Source organism: Dechloromonas aromatica RCB (genome assembly GCF_000012425.1).
Genome location: NC_007298.1, coordinates 1900871 through 1921075, shown reverse-complemented (window position 1 = coordinate 1921075; position 20205 = coordinate 1900871). Strand labels below are relative to the sequence as shown.

Sequence of the window (20205 nt, the reverse complement as noted above, 5' to 3'; positions counted from 1 at the left end):
TTCATACAACACCCAGATCGCGCAAATTCAATCGTGCTGACAACTGTTCACGCAAGGCTTTTGCCCGAGGTTCATCCAGCGCGTGCCCCCCGTGCGTCGAAAAATTATTGAATGAGCCAAAACGAGCAAGCTCCAAGCTGCCCGTGCGTCCACTCAACGAAACAGCAATCCAGTTCGGCCCTGAAGGCGAGAAATTCCAAGTGGAGATGACTGTTTCGAAACGCTGAAGATCAGCTTCATCATGCTTCGAGAACGGATTAAGAGAAAAATAGCGACGCACCTTTCTCCCATCGAAATCCATCTCGCTATACGAAACCCTCTTCAGCCATGACCATGCGGCAACCAACGCCAAAATAACCAGAATCCCAGAAATGAAATAGGTGAAAAATGGGACTGGACTAGATATCAAGGCAAGCAGCAATATCGCAAGAGCGGCCAGGCCCTTGGCTGCCATGAATATTCGTTCGCCGAGCGAAAAATTGTTCATGGGAATCAGCATTATTCGTTGCTCCGGCATCAAAATCTCGCGTTGATACTCAGCGGTTGGCGAAGAAATCGAGGACGACCTGCAATTCGCGGGTCCGTTTCATGGGTGGCAGACTTTGCCAGACGCGGCGGCCGTACGGCTTTGATATGAGTCGTGGATCGCACATCATCAGTACGCCCTTGTCGCTCTCGTCGCGGATCAGGCGGCCAGCCCCCTGCTTGACGTTGATCACGGCCCGCGGCAGCTGGTATTCCATGAAGGCGTTGCGGCCTTCGCGCTTCATCTGCTCGATGCGGGCCGAAAGCACCGGATCGTCAGGCGGCGCGAAGGGAATCTTGTCGATGACGACCAGCGACAGTGCCTCACCACGCACGTCCACACCTTCCCAGAAGCTCTGGCTGCCGACCAGGATGGAATTGCCGTGGTGCCTGAAGCGTTGCAGCAGATCGTTCTTGCTGCCCTCGCCCTGGACCAGCAGCGGCATGTCGATGCCCTCGTCTTCGAGCTTGGCCTTGAGCAGTTCGTGTGTCCGGCGCATGGCGCGCAGGCTGGTGCATAGGAAGAAGGCGCCACCTTTGGCGGCCTTGACGGCCGGCCACGCTGCGTCGACCACGGCGTCGGTATAGTTCCAGGCGTTGGGGTCGGGCATGCCGAGCGGCGCGTAGAGGATGGCCTGCTCGCCGTAGTCGAAGGGACTATGCCAGCAGGCCGAATCAGGGTCACCGAGGCCGAGTTCGGCACAGTAGTGGTGGAACTTGCCCTGCACGGCCAAAGTCGCCGACGTAAAGATCCAGGCCCGCGGATGGCCGCCCATCTGCTTGCGGAAGATTTCGGCGACATTGAGTGGCGTCGAGGTGAGTTGCAGCGAATGCGTGAAGGCTTCGGCCCAGCGTACGTAGCTGAGATCGGTCAGGTTTTGCCACTGACCTAGCTGCTGAGCCAGTTCGGTCGCTCGCTGCCAGCACTTCTCCAGGCCTTCAGCTCGTTCGGCCTGGGTTTCGAGCAGGGCGGCGAAAGCGGTAACCTCGGCCTCCAGTGCCTTCAGGGCCGGGGCAAAATCGGGCTTTTCTTCCAGTTGGCCGTAGGAGAAACGGCCCGTATCGACGCCGACGGCCAGCCGCAAGTCCTTGGCGGCCTTTTCCAGCGTTTTGCTGGCTTCAGGCAAAGCCAGGCAATCGCGGGCCGAGGTCAGCGCTTCGGCGCGAGTGTCGCGGGCCAGATCGAGCACTTGCGCGGTCGATACCGAATCGCCGAAGAACAGCGTCGCCACTTCCGGCAACTGGTGTGCTTCATCGAAGATAACGGTGTTGCAAGCCGGGAGCAGTTCGGCCATGCCTTCGTCGCGCAGCATCACATCGGCGAAGAACAGGTGGTGATTGACGACGACCAGATCGGCCGCCATCGCCTCACGCCGCGCCGCCATCACGAAGCATTCCTTGTAGTCCGGGCAATCCTGGCCGAGGCAGTTGTCACGCGTCGAGGTGGCGTGGCCCCAGACCGGCGAATTCTCTGAAACCTCGATGCATTCGGCCTTGTCGCCGCTTTGCGTCGTCTTGGCGAAGACCGAGATGCGGCGGGCGTCGGCAGCATCCTCACGGGTCAGGAAGCGACCGTCGATAATGGCGTGTTGCAGATGGTAGGGGCAGACGTAGTTGGCCCGGCCCTTCAGCAAGGCAATCTTGACCGGCGCCTTCAGGGCATCGCGGACCATCGGCAGGTCCTTGTTGAACAACTGATCCTGCAGCGTCTTGGTACCGGTCGAAACAATGACCTTGCCGCCCGACTGCAAGGCCGGCACCAGATAGGCGAAAGTCTTGCCCGTGCCGGTACCGGCCTCGGCAATGAAGACGGCCTGACGGTGAATGGCTGCGGCGATGCGCTCGGCCATTTCGAGCTGCTGGTCGCGAACACGATAGCCGCCAATGGCCCGGGCCAGCGGCCCGTCGGGAGAGAATATTTCCTGGAGGGAGGACAAGGGGGAACACCTGAAAAATCAGGGCCGAATTTTATCAGATGCCGATGAAAGCCCCTTTTTTCCCGTATGGCAAAACCTGGAATCAGCCGACACCAAGCGCATGCTGTAACGCCTCATGTTGCTTTTTGGGCAATCCAGATTCTATTTTGTTGCTGCGCAGCATTATTGCCATTGACAATAATTCGCTTGTGCTAAATTGAACTCATAACAACAAGTGATGGAGACGAGCAACATGTGGACGGTCGGCATGTCGCATCGGGCTTCCGCCACGGTCGCGTCATTTCGGCTTCCGGCATCCGCCTTCGCCACTTGAAGGTTATTGCAAGGAAACATAGCCATGAGCAGCCTGATCAAAAGCAATGCCAGCGGCGAACTGGGCCTTCAAGCAATGCCCCATCCCCAGACGCATGGCACGGCACAAACCAAACCACGCAAAAGCCGCTGGCCAGCCCGTCTTGATGTGCTGCAGAGCGCCACCGGCTGCATCCTCGCTGTCTTCCTGATGGCGCACATGTTCTTTGTGTCCACCATTCTGATCAGCCAGCAGGCTTTTTACACCGTGGCCCGTTTCTTCGAAGGGGCTTACTTCTTCGCCAGGCCCTACCCGGCGCTTGTCTCGTGCGTGGTTGCTGTTGTTATTGCCCTCTTTATTGGCCACGCCGGGCTGGCGATGCGTAAATTCCCGGCCGGGTTTCGCCAGTTCAATGCCTTCCGCCGGCACAAAAACCGGTTTCAACACAGCGATACCTCGCTGTGGTGGATACAAGCATGGACCGGGTTTGCCCTGTTCTTCATGGCCACCATCCACCTCTACGACATGTTGACCCAGCCGGCGCTGATTGGCCCCTTCGAATCGGCCGACCGGGTATGGAGCGGCAACATGTGGCCGCTCTATCTGGCACTGTTGTTCGCGGTCGAACTGCATGGCGGCATCGGACTGTATAGGCTGGCGATCAAATGGGGCTGGCTGGAAGGCAGCGATCCGCAGCGCAGCCGACGGCGCCTGGCTATCGTTCGCTATTCGTTCAGTGCTTTCTTTGTCACCCTCGGGCTTGTCACGCTGCTCACCTACATCGATCTCGGCCGGGTCCATGCCGACCATGCCGGAGAGCGCTACATCCCGCCCCAGAGCATTTCTTCCGTGGACAGGCACTGACATGGAAACCATCCACACTGACGTGCTGGTCATCGGCGGCGGATTGGCCGGCCTGCGCGCCGCGCTGGCGGCCCGCAAGCGTGGCAATAGCGTGCTGATTCTCAGCCTGGTGCCCCCCAAGCGTTCGCACTCGGCTGCGGCCCAGGGCGGCATGCAGGCCAGTCTGGGCAATACAACCAAGGGCGCCGGCGACAACGAGGATGTGCATTTCGAAGACACGGTGCGCGGCAGCGACTGGGGCAACGACCAGGAGGTCGCCCGCCTGTTCGTCCATACCGCCCCCAAGGCCGTGCGCGAACTGGCCAGCTGGGGCGTGCCGTGGAATCGTGTTCAGGCCGGCGAGCGCGAGGCGATCATCGACAACCGGAGGGTCACGCTGAGCGAGCCGGAAGCGGCTCATGGCCTGATTACCGCCCGCGACTTTGGCGGTACCAAGAAGTGGCGCACCTGCTATGTGTCCGATGGCACCGGCCATGCCATGCTCTACGCCGTCAGCGACCAGACGATTGCCGAGGGCATTCCGGTCCATGAGCGCATGGAAGCCGTTTCGCTGATTCACGACGGCCTGCGCTGCTACGGCGCCATCGTCCGCAACCTGATCGACGGCAAGCTGGTGGCTTACATCGCCCGCGCCACCTGCATCGCCACCGGCGGGTTCGGCCGCATCTACCAGTCGACGACCAATGCGGTGATCAACGAAGGCATCGGCGCGGCGATTGCGCTGGAAACCGGCGTCGTTCCGCTTGGCAACATGGAGGCGGTGCAGTTTCATCCGACCGCCATCTTCCCGGCCGGCATCCTGGTCACCGAAGGTTGCCGTGGCGATGGTGGCTTGTTACGCGACGTCGATGGTCACCGCTTCATGCCCGACTACGAGCCGGAAAAGAAGGAGCTGGCCTCGCGCGACGTGGTCTCGCGGCGGATGGAAGCCCATATCCGCAGCGGCAAGGGGGCAAGAAACCGTTTCGGCGAACATCTGTGGCTGGACATTACCCAGCTCGGCGCCCAGCACATCGACCACAAGCTGCGCGAAGTGAAGGAAATCTGCCATTACTTCCTCGGCATCGACCCGGCCCGACAATGGATTCCGGTCCGCCCGGCCCAACACTATTCGATGGGCGGCATCCGCACCAATGCGCACGGCGCCGCCTATGGCCTGAGCGGGCTGTTTGCCTGCGGCGAGGCTGCCTGCTGGGACCTGCACGGCTTCAACCGCCTGGGTGGCAACTCGGTGGCCGAAACCGTCGTTTCAGGGATGATCGTCGGCGACGCGATTGCCGATTTTTGTACCTCCTCAGGCGGTGACATGTCCCTTTCGACAGCACTGCTGCGCGAATGTGCTGACAAGGTACGAGCCGAATTTTCGGCTATCGCCGATAACCACGGCCCGGAGAACCCGGCCGCCCTGCTCGGTGCGATGCAAGCGATCATGACCGACAAAGTTGGTATCGTTCGCCATGGCGAGCAACTGGCCGAAGCCGTCAGGGAACTGACGGAACTGGCCGCGCGCAGCCGGCAGGTTGGCCTGCGCACTCACCGGCCCGGCGCCAACCCTGAACTGACGCTGGCCTGGCGCCTGCAAAAGATGCTCAAGCTGGCCATCTGCGTGGCCCACGGGGCCCGCCAGCGGACCGAGAGCCGCGGCGCGCATTTCCGCACAGATTTTCCGCGGCGCAACGACGCAGAATGGCTGAAACGTACGCTGGCCTACTGGACCGATCCGGCGCAGCTGGTTCCCTCATTGCACTACGAAGCGCTCGATGTCCGCCACATGGAACTGCCGCCCGGCTGGCGCGGCTACGGCGCCCGCGATGCCATCGAACATCCGGAAACAGCCCATCGGATGGCTCAAATCGAGACGATCAGGGCACAACTCGCCACAGCCGATCGCCATGCGGTGCAGGACGCGCTGATGCCATTCCGCCACCTGCTCCCCACCCACCTGCGCGGCGACAATGCCCGCCCGGGAGAAAGCACATGATCCCCCTGCTCCGCCGCAAAAAGCCAGACGACCAGCCACGCCGCCTGACCCTGGAAATTCTCCGCCACAACCCGGCCGACCCGGCCAGCGTGCCGCACCTGCAAGCCTACGAAGTCGAGGAAGCCGAGGGCATGACGCTGTTCATCGCGCTCAACGAGATCCGCGCCCAGCAGGATCCTTCGCTGATGTTCGATTTCGTCTGTCGGGCCGGCATTTGTGGAAGTTGCGCCATGCTGGTCAATGGCCGCCCCGGCCTGGCCTGCCGCACCTTGACCCGCGACCTCGGCGAGCGCATCACGCTGGCCCCGCTGCCAGTCTTCGAGCTGATCGGCGATCTGTCAGTCAATACTGGAAAATGGATGCGCGGCACCAGCGAACGCCTGCAAACCTGGATCCACAACGATACGGAAACCGATCTCGACGCCCTCGAAACACGGATGGAGCCGGCCACCGCCGAAGCCATCTACGAACTCGATCGCTGCATCGAATGCGGCTGCTGCATCGCCGGCTGCGGCACGGTGCAGATGCGCGAGCGTTTCGTCGGTGCCGTCGGCCTCAACAAGATCGCCCGCTTCCGGCTCGATCCGCGGGATACACGTAGTGACGAGGATTTCTACGAACTGATCGGTGACGACGATGGCGTTTTTGGCTGCATGTCGCTGGTCGGCTGCCATGACGTTTGTCCCAAGCAGTTGCCGCTGCAAACGCAGATCGCCTTCTTACGGCGAAAGATGGCCCTGCAAGGGATGCGCTGAACGGAGTGCCGCAGCATTGACCAAGAGAAAATGCCATTCAGCAAACACCAATTCGCGCTTACACAAATGCAAAGCATCTGCAATACCTGCACTAATCTGCGCCTAAACTGACAAAATTGATGTCGAAAAATTTTACAAACCCATTTCCCAGAACGCCAACATCAGCAGAAAATAAATACAACGAATTGATTAAACGAGAATTTATATTTTCGGCACCAATATTGCTTATACACAATCATGTTAATAATCGTAATATGGTGACAAAGATGAAACCGAACACAATTTTGACAGTTTTGGCAATTGCCACCACCTTCGGATCAATGCCTGCTGATGCCGCGAGTTGCACATTTAGCAACACCGTCGCAATAACCGGGATTAATCTTGTAAATCCAGATGGATCAGCTGGTGCGGCTTTGGCAATTCCCGATTTGACCCCCACGGCTTGCATCGTCGCGGATGGCAACATCAGTGGAAATTACCCGGTAGGTTCCAACATCGGCATCTTGGGTGAGGGTGTCCTGAATGGCGGGGCGGGCAACGGCGCTAACACCCAGATTTTTGACCCTTATTTCTTGCCCCCCTCAAACCCAAGTACTGGCATTGTTCTGAATGACCAATACTTGCCGTCTCCATTAACGTACCCAACCGAGAAACTCGTGAATAACGTGGACCCTGGCTGGATCAAGTTGTATTCCACCGACGGCGGATATGGCGCAAATCCAACGCTGGGTAATCTATCGCTGGTCATTAGTCAGTTAATGACAATTAACGTGACCGGAGGTAATGGCACAAGCGGGACTTGGAGTCTCAATTTGGATCCACAAATCATCACCCAAGTCCAGAGTGTATTGGGTCGAAATGCCTTTGATCATTTGGCCTTTGTTCTAAAGTCAAGCACTGAATCCATTGTCTATGACTTTGACTTTAACGTATATGCCCAATACTTTGCCTATCTAGGTCAGAATATTCCTTTCGACTATGTGACGCCCTACGACTTCTCGGGCACTTGGAAGATGACGGACTTCACCAACCGAAATGGCAATACGCAGGGCTTATCTCACATGGAAATTTGGGCACGCGACCCGGATGCAACTCAGAACATTCCCGAACCCGCCAGCCTGGCCCTTCTCGGCCTCGGTCTTGCCGGTCTCGGCCTGAGCCGTCGCAAGAACAAGCAACAGTAATAACTCATTGCTCAGACAAAGGGTCGGCTAGTCCGACCTTTTTTTGTGCAGAGAAAAACTCTCCGCCGGACCGCTTACAGCCGCTTCGCCAATCGCCGCACCGTCGCCGACATCGCTATACTCCCCTGGCTGGCGAAGGCCTCCAGATTGGTTTCTATGTCATCCGGGCTGTATAGGTAATTCACCATCAATCCGAATGACTGCCGGAAGCCCTTGGCCGAACTGTCGCCAAGGTAGTTGATGCGCTCGACCCGCGCGCCATTGCCCAGATGGAAGCGCGACACCGGGTCGAATGGCGCCCCGGCTTCACCGCCACCCTGCTTGGCACTGGCCAGATATCGGGCACCAAGACGGCTCAGCGGATCGCGCAGGGAGCGAACGAGTTTCTTGTCCGCCGCCCAGGTGCCCATGGAAAGCTCTTCCAGAGGCAACTCGACGCCCGCATCCGTCAGCGCCTGCGGGTTCTTGCGCAACCAGGCAGCCATTGCAGGCATCGGCGACAGCGTGGCGAAATTGGCCAGCTTCGGAAAATCGCGTTTCAGGTCATCGATCACGCGTTTCAACAGGAAGTTGCCGAACGAAACACCACGCAAACCCACCTGCGTGTTCGAGATCGAATAGAAAATCGCCGTATCGGCCTTGCGGTTGTCGAAAACCGGCGCGTGCTCGTCGAGCAGCGCCTGAACGTTATCGGCCAGATGGTCGGTCAGCGCCACCTCGACAAAGATCAGCGGCTCAGCCGGCATGCGTGGATGGAAGAAGGCGTACAGGCGGCGGTCCGAATCAAGCCGGTTCTTCAGGTCGGTCCACGAGCGGATTTCGTGCACCGCCTCGTACTCGATCAGCTTTTCCAGCAAGGCGGCCGGGGAATTCCAGGTGATGCGCTGCAATTCGAGAAAGCCAACATCGAACCAGGCCGAGAGCCGCGACTCCAGCTCGCGGTCAAGTACCGCCAGCTCCCGGTCGTTTTCAAGATAGCGCAACAGGTCGGCGCGCAGATCAACGAGAAACTTCACGCCCTGTGGAATGGCATTGAACTGGGTCAGGATACGGATGCGCGACGAGCGCATGGCGCCCCGCATCGCCGCTTCCGCCTTCCATTGCTCCGGCGTGCCAACAGCCTTCTGATAAGCCGCATGCGCCGTCGCCACCTTGGCCGGATCGGGCCCGAACTCCAGCGCGATCAACTTGAGGAAGCGGTGCCGCCCCGCGTCATTGAGGCCGAGATAAGTCTCGGCCAGCCGTGCCGCCCGAGCACGGGCCGAGACCTCGCCGCCCTGCCCGTCAGCACATTCGCGCAACTGGGCGCGCAACTGCTCGACACCACGTGCCGTCAAGGCCACGCGCTCGGCGCTGCCGCCCATCAGGGAACGCAGCTTGTGAACCAGATTTCCTGCCACCATGACTCGCCTCCTTTACCGCTATTTTGCCTCAGGATGGACGAAGCGACGTCGGATGCAGCCTCGCGCCATCGCCTTGATCGGAACGAATCCACTCAAAGCACTTTGAATCTTTGCTGCTCCCTACAACCAGGGCACCTAATTCAATCGGACATTTCGTCGAAACCAAGGATGGCTGCCGCGGGATACCACGCCATACGACCGGAATCCAGCCAGTAATCGCCCAACAAAGCCAAAGGCCCGGCTATTTCCGTCGGATGGTAGCTCATCAGGCTGATTCGCCTTGCCAAATAGCGTATCGTCGATTGGCCGTGATAGGCCCGCAGTCGCTCGACAACCGGCCCGGCCGGCCAGGCCGCGACATAGAGGCCAACCGTGCAATGCGGCACATAGTTGCCCTGCAGGCGATTGATGCCGTTTTCAGCCAGGCATTCGCGTATCGATACCAGCCGGCCAGCGGCCTCGTTGACTTGCAGATACGGTGCCGACACGAAGCTGCTCAGGCCGCCGATCTCGAGCTCAAACTCGACCAGGCCAGCAGCGCGCAAACGTCGCATTTGATCGTGCAACAAGGCCGCCGAAAACTCATCCGGCGCATTCGGCGATCGCGCCGGAAAGCCGCACAGGTCGAGCGTTACGTGAGGCTGACGCTGGTAATCATTCAGCAACAGGCCGGACAGGTGGTGTTCGGCCCGTGACAGTTCATTCCGAACTTCCGGGATATCGACATCGAGTGCCCAGAAAACATACGGCGAACGGCCGCGATGCCATTCGACGAAATCCCGTCGCTCGCTACCGATTGTGCTGTCCGCCGAAGCCAGTTCCATGAAGTCCAAAATCCTCAAAACGGTAGGGTAGCGCAGGCGTCCCCAAGCGGGTCATCGCTCGTGCTGCAAGCGTGCTTGATTGACCAAGCATTGCATCAAAAAAACACCAAAAAACAGACACAAATCTATATTAATTGCCAAATTTCATATTTTGCATGAAAATGCCAGTTATTGATTTGTAGTATCGCGCCCCCAAGAGCCTTAGCAAGGAAAAGTCTTTCCCGCACGAGCCGCCAAGGAAACCATGAAATTATTTCAGCTCCAAGCCAACCAAAGAACCTACAACCTCGCTGCACTAGGGTTCTTCGTCATCATGGTTGCGGCAATGGTCGTCAATGCGCTGATCGTCAACTACAACCCGGAAACTCGTTCGTTCATCGCTAGCGGCGAGACTCATTTCCGGTTCTACGGCGTGTTGCTTGGGCTCGTCATGGCTGCTGCACTGTTCTTGAGTTACCACCGTGGCAACACTTTGGCACTCAAGCTGAGCACCTTGATTGCCATCATCACTGTTACATCGGGTTTGCAACTGCGGGCATTCGATTTCGCGGTACCACAAGCAATCTGGATTCCCTTCATCCTGGCGCTGGCCGTCACCAATATCCGATGGTCGCTTTTCGTTTTTGCAATAACGGTAGCACTCACCTGCTACCGCTTTCCCAACGCCTTTCAGAGTCCGCTTGGCGCCCAGGTGACTGCGATCATTCTCACGCTGCTCACGGTCAGCCGTCTCGTGCAGGATTTGCTGGTAAAAAATGCCACGAAGGCAGAGCAGAAGGCTCGCGACATGGCGGCCGACATCGCCTGCAAAAACCAGCAGCTCAAGGAAAGCCAGGATGCACTTGATGCCACGCTGGCCGCCATTCCGGACATTCTGTTCGAGATGGACGAAATCGGCACCTATCTTGCCATTCGCACCAATGACGAGCACTTGCTCGCGGCCTCAAAAAATGAACTGATGGGCCGTACTGTAAGCGATGTGTTACCACCACAAGCGGCAGCCGTCGTTCATCAAGCCTTGGCCGAGGCAAAACGGCAGGGAAAGAGTTACGGCCGAGTGATCAAGCTGCCATTGGCGCAAGGTGATGCCTGGTTCGAATTGTCGGTGGCGAGGAAAGACCGCACGGACATGGAGGGAAGTCGCTTCATTGTGATTAGCCGCGACATCACCAGTCGCCATCGGGCCGAGGAAGAAGCCCAGCGCCTCTCTCAGGTCATTGAGCAAAGCCCCGAGTCCATCGTTATTACGGACCTGAAGACACACATAATTTATGCAAATTCGGCGTTTAAAGACGCCTCCGGCTACACCGTCGAGGAGGCCATCGGTCGGCCTGCAGCCTTCCTCGGTTCGGGGCGCACGCCCGCTGCCACCAAAGATGTCATGTGGTTCACCCTGGAGCAAGGCAAAGTCTGGCAAGGTGAATTCATCAACCGCCGCAAGGATGGCAGCGACTATCTGGAGCAAGTGATCATCTCGCCCCTGCGCGACTCTTCCGGAGAGGTAACGCACTATGTGGCCATCAAACGGGATATCACCACACTGCGGCAGCAAGAGCAGGAAATCGCACGCGACAGGAAACGATTGATCAACGTGCTGTCAGGGACGGGAGCCGGCCCCTGGGAATGGGATATCGACTCCGGGAAACTGATACTGGATGGCGCCTCCAGCAATCTGGTCGGGCGCTCCCTCGCCGAATTTGGAGATGATCACCTGGAGGCCTGGTTCAGCCGTATCCATCCGGAAGATCGACTGGTTCTGGAAAAAAGCTTGGCCGACCATCTGGCGGGTGACAGCGAGCGATTCGAGATTGAATACCGTATCCAGCATGCCGACCAGCGCTGGGTCTGGATTCAAGTGCGCGGCAAGGTGATTGACTGGAGCAAGGACAGAAAGCCGCTGACCATGTACGGCGTGCATCTGGATATTACTGCCCACAAACAGGCTGAAGAGCAACGCCAATATCTGGAGAGCATCCTTCATTCGGCCATCGAGGCCATCGGGGAAGGTTTTTCAGTGTACAACGCGGCGGATCGACTGACCTGGTGCAATGAGCAGTATCGTCGCTTGTATACCATTTCCGCCCCCGCCTTCGTTCCCGGCAACTCGTTCGAAGAAATCATCCGCTACGGTATCGAGCATGGCCAATACCCAGAAGCGCAGGCCAACCCGGAAGCCTGGGTTCAAAGACGGCTTTTAGCCCACCGGCAAAGTGAATCCAATTTCATTCAAAAACTGGCTGATGGCCGTTGGCTGGATGTCCGGGAACGCAAAACCGCCGATGGCTCGATCGTCGGCTTTCGGGTAGACATTACCGAATTGATGCATGCCAAGCAGGCAGCCGAGGCGGCAAACCGTGCCAAGAGCGAGTTCCTGGCCACAATGAGTCACGAAATTCGCACACCGATGAACAGTATCCTGGGCATGGCTCAGATACTCTGCGGCCCGGATGTATCGGACCCGCGCAGCCGGGATTACGGGCGCGTCATCCTCGAATCGGGAAAAACCCTGCTCACCATTCTCAATGACGTGCTCGATCTGGCCAAAGTGGAGTCTGGGCGCGTTGAACTGGATCCGACCCCCTGGCTACCGCAACAACTGGCTCAGGACATCCTGGCGCTATTCCGGGGCGTCGCTCAGGGCAAAGGTCTGATCATCTCCGCGGAGTGGGATGGACCGCGCACTCAGGAATATCTGGCCGACGGCTACCGCCTGAAGCAGATGCTCTCGAATCTGGTCTCGAATGCCTTAAAGTTCACGGCGATTGGTTCAGTCGACATCCGCATCTCCGAAATCGACCGCACCAATGACTTCGCAACGCTCGAATTTTCCGTGACCGATACAGGTATCGGTATTTCCTCCGAAAAACAGCAGGGGCTCTTCCAGCCCTTCACGCAGGCCGACGGTTCCACCACCCGGCGCTACGGCGGCAGTGGGCTGGGCCTGTCTATCGTTCGCCATCTGGCGGAACTGATGGGAGGTGAAGCCGGGCTGGAAAGCGAGGAGAAAAAAGGCAGCCGCCTGTGGTTCCGTATTCCAGCCCCACTGGCAACAAGCACCTCGGCCGCCAACGAATCGAATGCCACCAGCCAGGCGCAGTCCGGGCTTGTACCCAGCTTCTCCGGATCCGTTCTGGTTGCCGAGGACAATGCGCTGGAGCGCAAAGTACTTGGCACACTCTTGAGCCGCCTCGGCCTCTGTGTCACATTCGCCACGGATGGTCGCGAAGCGGTCAGCGCTGCATGCGCCGATGATCGCCCCGACATGATCCTGATGGATTGCCTGATGCCTGGGCTCGACGGCTATGCTGCCGCACGGGAAATTCGCGAGCATGAAGCGCAATGCGGACTCCCCCGCATTCCGGTCGTCGCCATCAGCGCTTCGGTCTTTGCCGAAGATCGCGAATGTTGCCTGCAAAGCGGGATGGATCATTTCCTGCCCAAGCCCTTCGTCGTGTCGGATCTGCGCCGAATTCTCGTCGACGTCTTGGCCCCGGAGGCCGCTCCGGCAGGAACACCCGGCATTTGCGCTGCCAAGACCACGATATTCGACCGGGCGCAATTGCGGCGTGCCATCGAGGCGCTCATACCGCTGCTTGAATTGGGCAAATTCGATGCACTCCAACGCTTCTCCGAGCTGCAATCGAGTGCCATCAACACGGATATCGCCGACGAAATCGACGAAATCGCAGACTCAGTCAAGACCTTTCAGTTCCAAGCCGCACTGGGCCGCCTGCGTGCCCTGGTCAATGGCTAGCTCCCGAGGAATAACATGTCCCCACGCAAACCGCGCATCCTGGCCATCGACGATATGCCGGGAAATCTATATACGCTAGGGACCGCCCTGGCTAACGACTTCGACCTGGAAATCGCCACCTCGGGCAGTCAGGGACTGACCATGGCAAAACATTCGCCCCCCGATCTGGTCCTGCTCGATATCATGATGCCGGAAATGGATGGCCTTGAAACCTGTCGCCGTTTCCGCAGTGACCCTCGCCTGCAGGCCGTTCCCATCATCTTCCTGACCGCGCTCACCGACGTCGACTCGGAGGTGACAGGCCTCGATCTTGGCGTGGCAGACTACATCACCAAGCCATTCCACCTCGATATCGTCAAACTACGTATCCGAAACACCCTCAAGTTAGCCAGCCTAAACCGGGAATTGCGGGCCAGCGAAGAACGCATGCGCTTCGTGCTCGACGCCACCGGCGATGGCATCTGGGACTGGGAGATTGAATTCAATCGCGTCAGTCACAACGAGGCCTGGTGCCGCATGATGGGTTTGGATACGAGTTTTCTCAGCCACCCGCTCGCGGATTACGTCGAGCGCATTCACCCCGAAGACCTCGCTGCGGTCGAGCGGGCGCTGGATATCAGCACCCATGAAAACACGCTCTTCACCGCTGAATACCGCATCCGGCATAGTGATGGGCACTATTTGTGGATATCGGATACCGGCCAGGTCGTTGACCGGGACATCGACGGCAAGGCGAGCCGCATGGTTGGCTGCGTCAAGAATATCGATGAGCGGAAACGCAGCGAAGCCGATATTCACAGACTGGCTTTTTTCGACGCACTGACCGAACTGCCCAATCGCCGGCTATTGATGGACCGCCTGCAACAGGCCATTTTCCACAACACCCGGAATAACAGCCTGGGTGCCCTGTTATTCCTGGACATGGACCACTTCAAGCAACTGAACGACACCCACGGACATGCCATGGGCGATGCCATGCTCATTCAGGTTGCTTCACGGCTTAGACGCAACGTGCGCGAACAGGACACAGTTTCGCGCCTGGGAGGGGACGAATTCGTTGTCCTGCTCGAAAGCCTGGCCCCTGACCCGGTTAGCGCCGGCAATGCGGCAACACTCATTGGCGAGAAGTTGCTGGGCGCCTTGAATAGTCCTTACCAGTTGGGCTCCATCAAGCACCACAGTAGCCCCAGTATCGGCCTCACCCTGTTTGGTGGTGACAACGAACAACTCGATGAGATCCTGAAGCGGGCAGACCATGCCATGTACGAAGCCAAGGGGGCCGGACGCAACACCTTGCGCACACTGATCGATACCGAGCAACTACGTGCCACCCAGCCCAATCGGGGCAAGCCAACATCCGCTTGAACGAATCGATCGCAACGAAAAATACGCCAAGCTTGCAATAAAAAAGCCGGTTACCCGGCTTTCTTCATTGATGGCCACCTTTGGCCGGCGGAGCCCCGGGCGACGAATGAACCTAGCCATTCAAACGACGACGACTCCAAGCCAGACTCGAAAAGCCCAATGCCATCAAAGCCAAAGCAGCCGGCTCGGGAACCAGATGCTGATCGATGACCGAGAGAAATTCGTTGGCCAGCAACGCGTGCATCTGCGTACTCGGATGAATGCCATCCCAATAGAAATACTGGCCGGGGTCTGTGCATGCCGCATTGCCGACACAGCTATCGACCACATTATTCAGCCCATAAGCAGCCGGATTATCAAGTATCTGACCGCTAAATCCAAAGACATCAACGGTCAGCAGATCGATCGAAAATAGCGACTCCATTTGGGCAATCAGCGCGACCAAACCCATGTTATATGCCTGTGTACGAGCCGTCATCGCAGCGGCATCGGGCGAGGTGTTGTTGTAGGGAATTCGCCCCAGATCAGGGGAATTCGGGATGAGAATATTGGTGGCCCCCTGCTTGATCAAGGCGCCGATAATCAGCCCCAGATTAGCCAGAGAATCACTCAGATTGACACTCGTATCATTGATGTCATTCCCTCCGCCATAAACGATGAACAAGGCATTGGGGTCGGCAGCGTTATGGCCCGCGGCATACATGCCGTACTGTGCGAGCAGCCCTGGCGGCGACATGCCAGCATCAATCTTGGCACCACCAAAAGCATAGTTATTGCCCCCTGACAGGGCTGCTGTATTGCTCACCCCAAGAGAAGTCGCGAGGTAGTCCGTGTAATTTCCGCCATTGGTGAAGCGGCCATCGACATAACCAAGCGCGGCAGGCGGTTGTACGCCGCCGGTCGCTACCGAGATATTCCCCACGTCCGACAGGCTGTCGCCAAATACATACAGGTCATTGATCGAATAACCGGTAGCGGTTCGATAAATGCTCGCATTCGCCGGCGCAGCAATCGTCATGACCAGCAAAGAGGCAACCGCCGTGGCTGCGAGACGACCGAATCGGTGCTTCATATACAACTCCCCAGATGTCTGTATGAGAGGCACGAAATACTGACCTGTGCCCATATTTGTTGAAACGGCACATTTTAAACTTACCTATTCAAAACAGATATCCATTCATCAAGTTCAGAATTTACATATCTCACCTGAACCAAGCCTTGAAAAGCCGTCTGATAGGGTTCGAATCAAATGAATTGATCAATGACAGGCTGGGGAAATTCACGGACCGGAAAAAATAGGGTAACGCCAAAAATCCAACTGGCATCGATTTTGCGTAAGACTGAGCGCACCGTTGCCACCCGGCCACGGTGATTGATCAATAAAGGACCTACATTGAAAAAAATCATCACACTCAGCCTGATCGTCGCCGCGACCGGCTTTAGCAAGCTTGCCGTCAGCGCTGCCGAGTTTGGCAATGCAGCTGAAGCCAGGGCCATGCTCGAAAAAACCATTTCCGCAGTAAAGGCCGACAAGCCGACAGCATTAGCCCAGATCGCCAAGGGTGAAAATGGCTTCCGGGATCGTGACCTCTACCCCTTCTGTGGCGGCCCGGACGGCAATTTCACTGCCCACCCGACACTTAACGGCAAAAGCATGAAAGGCCTCGTCAACGCTTCCGGCGAACCGGTTGGTGCCAAGCTCTACGAAGCCGCAAAGGATGGCGCCATCGCCGAGGTGTCCTATAAATGGCCTCGCCCAGGCGCCTCTGAACCGGCACAGAAAATCAGCTACGTCACCAGGATTGGCGACCAGATCTGCGCTGTCGGCTACTACAAATAAGACTTAGCCTTCGTTCCGCCCACCTCCTGCACGGAGGGAACAGGCAAACGCAAACATGAAAAATCAGTGGCTCGTTTCATTTTGGACGAGCCACTGTCGTTTTTTGACAACGTCATTTAACAAAACCTGACGCGAAGCCACTACAAACAATGCATTTGGCTGTCTTCAAATGGCGACATCAAGTGGCCACACACATAAAAAAGGCCGGGTCTCCCCGGCCTTTTTTTGCAAGTTTTCAATCAGGCAGCGAAATCAGGCCTTCTTGTGCGTCGCCAGACGGGTCCAGGTATCGACCACGGTATCCGGGTTCAGGGAGATCGACGAGATGCCCTGATCCATCAGCCATTCGGCCAGATCCGGGTGATCGGATGGGCCCTGGCCGCAGATACCGATGTACTTGCCAGCCTTGTTGGCTGCAGAAATGGCCATGGCCAGCAGCATCTTGACGGCCGGATCGCGTTCGTCGAACAGGTTGGCGACCAGACCGGAGTCACGGTCGAGACCAAGGGTGAGCTGGGTCAGGTCGTTGGAACCGATCGAGAAGCCGTCGAAGACCTTCAGGAAGTCGTCGGCCAACAGGGCGTTGGACGGGATTTCGCACATCATGATCAGCTTCAGGTCGTGTTCGCCCTGCTTCAGACCGTGTTCGGCCAGCAGCTCAACCACAGCCTGGCCTTCGCCGACGGTACGGACAAACGGCACCATCAGTTGCACGTTGGTCAGGCCCATTTCTTCACGAACGCGCTTCATGGCGCGGCATTCCATCTCGAAACAGTCGCGGAAGGACTGAGCGACGTAACGCGAGGCGCCACGGAAGCCGAGCATCGGGTTTTCTTCTTCCGGCTCGTACAGCTCACCGCCAAGTAGCTTGCGGTATTCGTTGGACTTGAAATCGGACAGACGAACGATTACCGGGTTCGGCCAGAAGGCGGCGGCGATGGTGGATACGCCTTCGACCAGCTTCTCGACGAAGAAGTCCTTCGGCGAAGCATAGCCACGGGCGCGACGCTTGATTTCCTCGCGCTTCGAAGCCGGCAGGCGCTCGACATCGAGGATGGCCTTCGGATGGATGCCGATCACGTTGTTGATGATGAACTCGACGCGGGCCAGACCGACGCCGGCATTCGGCAGCTGGGCGAATTCGAAGGCCAGTTCCGGGTTGCCGACGTTCATCATGACCTTGACCGGGACGTCCGGCATGGCCGAGATGTCACGGGTGGTCACTTCGTAATCGAGGCTGCCACGATAGACGTGGCCGGTATCGCCTTCGGTACAGGAAACGGTAACGATGTCGCCTTCGGTCAGCGTTTCGGTCGCATCACCGCAGCCAACAATGGCCGGAATACCCAGTTCGCGAGCGATGATGGCGGCGTGGCAGGTACGACCGCCACGGTTGGTGACGATGGCGGAAGCACGCTTCATCACCGGTTCCCAGTTCGGGTCGGTCATGTCGGCGACGAGTACGTCACCCGGCTTGACCTGGTCCATTTCCTTCGGATCCTTGACGATGCGGACCGGGCCGACACCGATCTTCTGGCCGATGGCGCGGCCGGAGGCGAGCACCTTGGAGAAGGACTTCAGCTTGAATTTTTCCTGCTTGCCGGCAGCGGCTTGCGACTGCACCGTTTCCGGACGGGCCTGCAGGATGTACAGCTTGCCGTCGACGCCATCCTTGCCCCACTCGATGTCCATCGGACGACCGTAGTGCTTTTCGATGATCATCGCGTAGCGGGCCAGTTCCATGACTTCTTCGTCATTGATCGAGAACTGGTGACGCTGGGCTTCCGGCACATCTTCGGTGATCGTGGACTTGCCGGCGACCTTTTCGGCAGCGAAAGTCATCTTGATCATCTTGGAACCGAGGTTGCGGCGAACGACGGCCTTCTTGCCGGCAGCCAACATCGGCTTGTGCACATAGAACTCGTCCGGATTGACGGCGCCCTGCACTACCGTTTCGCCCAGACCGTAGCTGGAGGTGACGAAGACGGCATCGCGGTAACCGGATTCGGTATCGAGCGTGAACATCACGCCGGCCGAGCCCTTGTCGGAGCGAACCATGCGCTGAATACCAGCCGACAGCGCGACGTCGGCGTGGATGAAGCCCTTGTGGACGCGGTAGGAGATGGCGCGGTCGTTGTATAGGGAAGCGAACACTTCCTTGATCGCGTGCATGATGTTTTCCAGGCCGACGATGTTCAGGAAGGTTTCCTGCTGACCGGCGAAGGAAGCGTCCGGCAAGTCTTCGGCGGTGGCCGAGGAGCGCACGGCGAAGGACATGTCGGCGGTGGAATCGGCCACCAGGCGCTCGTATTGCTCGGTGACGGCGATGGTCAGGTCCATCGGGAACGGCGTGTCGAGGATCCACTGGCGAATCTCGGCACCAGCCTTGACCAGGGCGTTCACATCTTCAACGTCGAGCGCGTCGAGGACGGCATTGATCTTGGCATCGAGGCCGGACTGGGCCAGGAAGACACGGTAGGCGTGGGCCGTGGTGGCGAAGCCGCCCGGGACGCGAACGCCGGTGTCGGCCAGTTGCGAAATCATTTCACCAAGCGATGAATTCTTGCCGCCGACCTGCTCGACGTCGTTCATACGCAGTTTTTCAAAGGGGATTACCAAGGCTTCCATTGCTGTGTCCTTTCGGGGTCGAATTTGAAAATTAAAATCAGGAAGTTGAGAAATCAGTATTCAGGCGACGCTCGGCCGTTTCACGCCGGGCGACGGAACGCAGGGTCTGGGCCAGCGTTTCGCGAACGAAGTCAATGTGTGTCTCGGCAGCGGAACGGGCAGCCTGCGGCTTGCGCTCGGTAATCGCCGTGTGGATCGCCGTGTGCTGGCGCAGCAGCAGGGAACTGGCGGCAGGCACCATTTTCAGTTCGCCGAGGTTGAGGCGAATGTTGTCGTGCATCAGACGCAGCAGCGCCGCCGACAAGTGGCCAAGCAAGACGTTGTGCGAGGCATCGCCGACCGCTTGATGAAAGGCGATGTCGGCATCCGAACGCTTGGCGGTATCGTCATTCTGGAAGGCGGCTTCCAGCGCGGCAAACGTCTGGTCGAGGCGCTGCAGGTCGGCATCGGTGGCGCGCTCGGCGGCCCATTCGGCGGCCTGGCCTTCAAGCATGCGGCGGAATTCCAGCATGTCCTCGCGCAGATTGGGGTAGCTGCCCATCATGTCCTGCCACGGGTCGAAGAAAGTCGACTCGAGCGCATCGGTCACGTAAGTACCGCCCCCCTGGCGACTGGTCACCATTCCCTTCGAAGCCAGCTTCTGGATCGCCTCGCGCAAACTGGGGCGCGACACACCCAGCTCCGCAGCGAGCTCACGCTCGGGCGGCAGACGGTCGCCCGACTTCAGCGAGCCTTCGAGAATGCGCCGCTCCAGTGTCGAAGCGACGGCATCGGAAATACGTGGAACCTGCACCTTGTTCAGCATTGGTAAGACCACATTGATTGGTAAGACCAGCACATTTTAATCAGCGTT

General features: G+C 58.3%; 14 protein-coding genes. 7 read left to right on the top strand and 7 right to left on the bottom strand.

The features are described from left to right. Nucleotide 1 precedes the first annotated feature (1 nt). Both DARO_RS09175 and yoaA read right to left on the bottom strand, forming a co-directional pair. Nucleotides 2–499: a hypothetical protein gene (locus DARO_RS09175; protein WP_041224303.1), complete on the bottom strand. Its 498-nt coding sequence runs from the start codon at nucleotides 497–499 to the stop codon at nucleotides 2–4. 37 nt (nucleotides 500–536) lie between these two features. Continuing rightward, a complete protein-coding gene (gene yoaA / locus DARO_RS09170) occupies nucleotides 537–2462 on the bottom strand; it encodes a DNA repair helicase YoaA (RefSeq protein WP_011287530.1) in 1926 nt (641 codons plus the stop codon). 337 nt (nucleotides 2463–2799) lie between these two features. On the opposite strand from yoaA, the gene DARO_RS09165 reads away from it, so the two are divergent. The 4 genes from DARO_RS09165 (at nucleotide 2800) to DARO_RS23285 (ending at nucleotide 7538) form a co-directional block, all read left to right on the top strand. Next, nucleotides 2800–3618 (top strand): fumarate reductase cytochrome b subunit, encoded by an 819-nt coding sequence (locus DARO_RS09165; protein WP_011287529.1) that lies wholly within the window; start codon nucleotides 2800–2802, stop codon nucleotides 3616–3618. Nucleotide 3619: 1 nt separating this feature from the next. Beyond that, entirely contained in the window at nucleotides 3620–5599 is a 1980-nt protein-coding gene (locus tag DARO_RS09160) for a fumarate reductase flavoprotein subunit (protein ID WP_011287528.1), read from the top strand. Then, on the top strand, nucleotides 5596–6354 hold the full coding sequence (locus DARO_RS09155; protein WP_011287527.1) for a fumarate reductase iron-sulfur subunit: 759 nt from the start codon (nucleotides 5596–5598) through the stop codon (nucleotides 6352–6354). The genes DARO_RS09160 and DARO_RS09155 overlap by 4 nt, the downstream gene beginning before the upstream one ends. Before the next feature lie 266 nt (nucleotides 6355–6620). Then, nucleotides 6621–7538, top strand: a complete 918-nt coding sequence (locus DARO_RS23285; protein ID WP_011287526.1) for a PEP-CTERM sorting domain-containing protein — start codon at nucleotides 6621–6623, stop codon at nucleotides 7536–7538. 74 nt (nucleotides 7539–7612) lie between these two features. Here the strand turns inward: DARO_RS23285 and DARO_RS09145 are convergent, their stop codons facing one another. Further along, nucleotides 7613–8941, bottom strand: coding sequence for a malonyl-CoA decarboxylase (locus tag DARO_RS09145; RefSeq protein WP_011287525.1), 1329 nt, complete (start codon nucleotides 8939–8941; stop codon nucleotides 7613–7615). A 140-nt stretch (nucleotides 8942–9081) separates the two neighbouring features. Further along, on the bottom strand, nucleotides 9082–9765 hold the full coding sequence (locus DARO_RS09140) for a 2'-5' RNA ligase family protein (RefSeq protein ID WP_011287524.1): 684 nt from the start codon (nucleotides 9763–9765) through the stop codon (nucleotides 9082–9084). A gap of 244 nt (nucleotides 9766–10009) precedes the next feature. Here DARO_RS09140 and DARO_RS09135 point away from each other — a divergent pair, with 244 nt between their 5' ends. Together DARO_RS09135 and DARO_RS09130 are read left to right on the top strand one after the other, a co-directional pair. Beyond that, nucleotides 10010–13519, top strand: coding sequence for a PAS domain S-box protein (locus tag DARO_RS09135; RefSeq protein ID WP_011287523.1), 3510 nt, complete (start codon nucleotides 10010–10012; stop codon nucleotides 13517–13519). Nucleotides 13520–13534: 15 nt separating this feature from the next. Next, nucleotides 13535–14884: a diguanylate cyclase domain-containing protein gene (locus tag DARO_RS09130; RefSeq protein ID WP_011287522.1), complete on the top strand. Its 1350-nt coding sequence runs from the start codon at nucleotides 13535–13537 to the stop codon at nucleotides 14882–14884. Between the two features lie 112 nt (nucleotides 14885–14996). On the opposite strand, the gene DARO_RS09125 is transcribed toward DARO_RS09130, so the two are convergent. Then, a complete protein-coding gene (locus DARO_RS09125; protein ID WP_011287521.1) occupies nucleotides 14997–15956 on the bottom strand; it encodes an SGNH/GDSL hydrolase family protein in 960 nt (319 codons plus the stop codon). A 321-nt stretch (nucleotides 15957–16277) separates the two neighbouring features. Here DARO_RS09125 and DARO_RS09120 point away from each other — a divergent pair, with 321 nt between their 5' ends. Next, nucleotides 16278–16724 (top strand): cache domain-containing protein, encoded by a 447-nt coding sequence (locus DARO_RS09120; RefSeq protein WP_011287520.1) that lies wholly within the window; start codon nucleotides 16278–16280, stop codon nucleotides 16722–16724. A gap of 252 nt (nucleotides 16725–16976) precedes the next feature. Here DARO_RS09120 and ppsA read toward each other — a convergent pair whose 3' ends face one another. Together ppsA and DARO_RS09110 are read right to left on the bottom strand one after the other, a co-directional pair. After that, nucleotides 16977–19352, bottom strand: coding sequence for a phosphoenolpyruvate synthase (ppsA, locus tag DARO_RS09115; protein ID WP_011287519.1), 2376 nt, complete (start codon nucleotides 19350–19352; stop codon nucleotides 16977–16979). A 37-nt stretch (nucleotides 19353–19389) separates the two neighbouring features. Beyond that, complete coding sequence (locus DARO_RS09110) at nucleotides 19390–20157, bottom strand: FCD domain-containing protein (protein WP_011287518.1); 768 nt, start codon at nucleotides 20155–20157, stop codon at nucleotides 19390–19392. Nucleotides 20158–20205: the final 48 nt, after the last annotated feature.

What these genes read in the sequence shown, in the direction of transcription:
- DARO_RS09175 (WP_041224303.1), bottom strand. Translation starts at nt 499, where the DNA reads ATGCTGATTCCCATGAACAATTTTTCGCTCGGCGAACGAATATTCATG.
- DARO_RS09140 (WP_011287524.1), bottom strand. Translation starts at nt 9,765, where the DNA reads ATGGAACTGGCTTCGGCGGACAGCACAATCGGTAGCGAGCGACGGGAT.
- ppsA (WP_011287519.1), bottom strand. Translation starts at nt 19,352, where the DNA reads ATGGAAGCCTTGGTAATCCCCTTTGAAAAACTGCGTATGAACGACGTC.
- DARO_RS09135 (WP_011287523.1), top strand. Translation starts at nt 10,010, where the DNA reads ATGAAATTATTTCAGCTCCAAGCCAACCAAAGAACCTACAACCTCGCT.
- DARO_RS09145 (WP_011287525.1), bottom strand. Translation starts at nt 8,941, where the DNA reads ATGGTGGCAGGAAATCTGGTTCACAAGCTGCGTTCCCTGATGGGCGGC.
- DARO_RS09125 (WP_011287521.1), bottom strand. Translation starts at nt 15,956, where the DNA reads ATGAAGCACCGATTCGGTCGTCTCGCAGCCACGGCGGTTGCCTCTTTG.
- DARO_RS23285 (WP_011287526.1), top strand. Translation starts at nt 6,621, where the DNA reads ATGAAACCGAACACAATTTTGACAGTTTTGGCAATTGCCACCACCTTC.
- DARO_RS09160 (WP_011287528.1), top strand. Translation starts at nt 3,620, where the DNA reads ATGGAAACCATCCACACTGACGTGCTGGTCATCGGCGGCGGATTGGCC.
- DARO_RS09110 (WP_011287518.1), bottom strand. Translation starts at nt 20,157, where the DNA reads ATGCTGAACAAGGTGCAGGTTCCACGTATTTCCGATGCCGTCGCTTCG.
- DARO_RS09155 (WP_011287527.1), top strand. Translation starts at nt 5,596, where the DNA reads ATGATCCCCCTGCTCCGCCGCAAAAAGCCAGACGACCAGCCACGCCGC.
- DARO_RS09130 (WP_011287522.1), top strand. Translation starts at nt 13,535, where the DNA reads ATGTCCCCACGCAAACCGCGCATCCTGGCCATCGACGATATGCCGGGA.
- DARO_RS09165 (WP_011287529.1), top strand. Translation starts at nt 2,800, where the DNA reads ATGAGCAGCCTGATCAAAAGCAATGCCAGCGGCGAACTGGGCCTTCAA.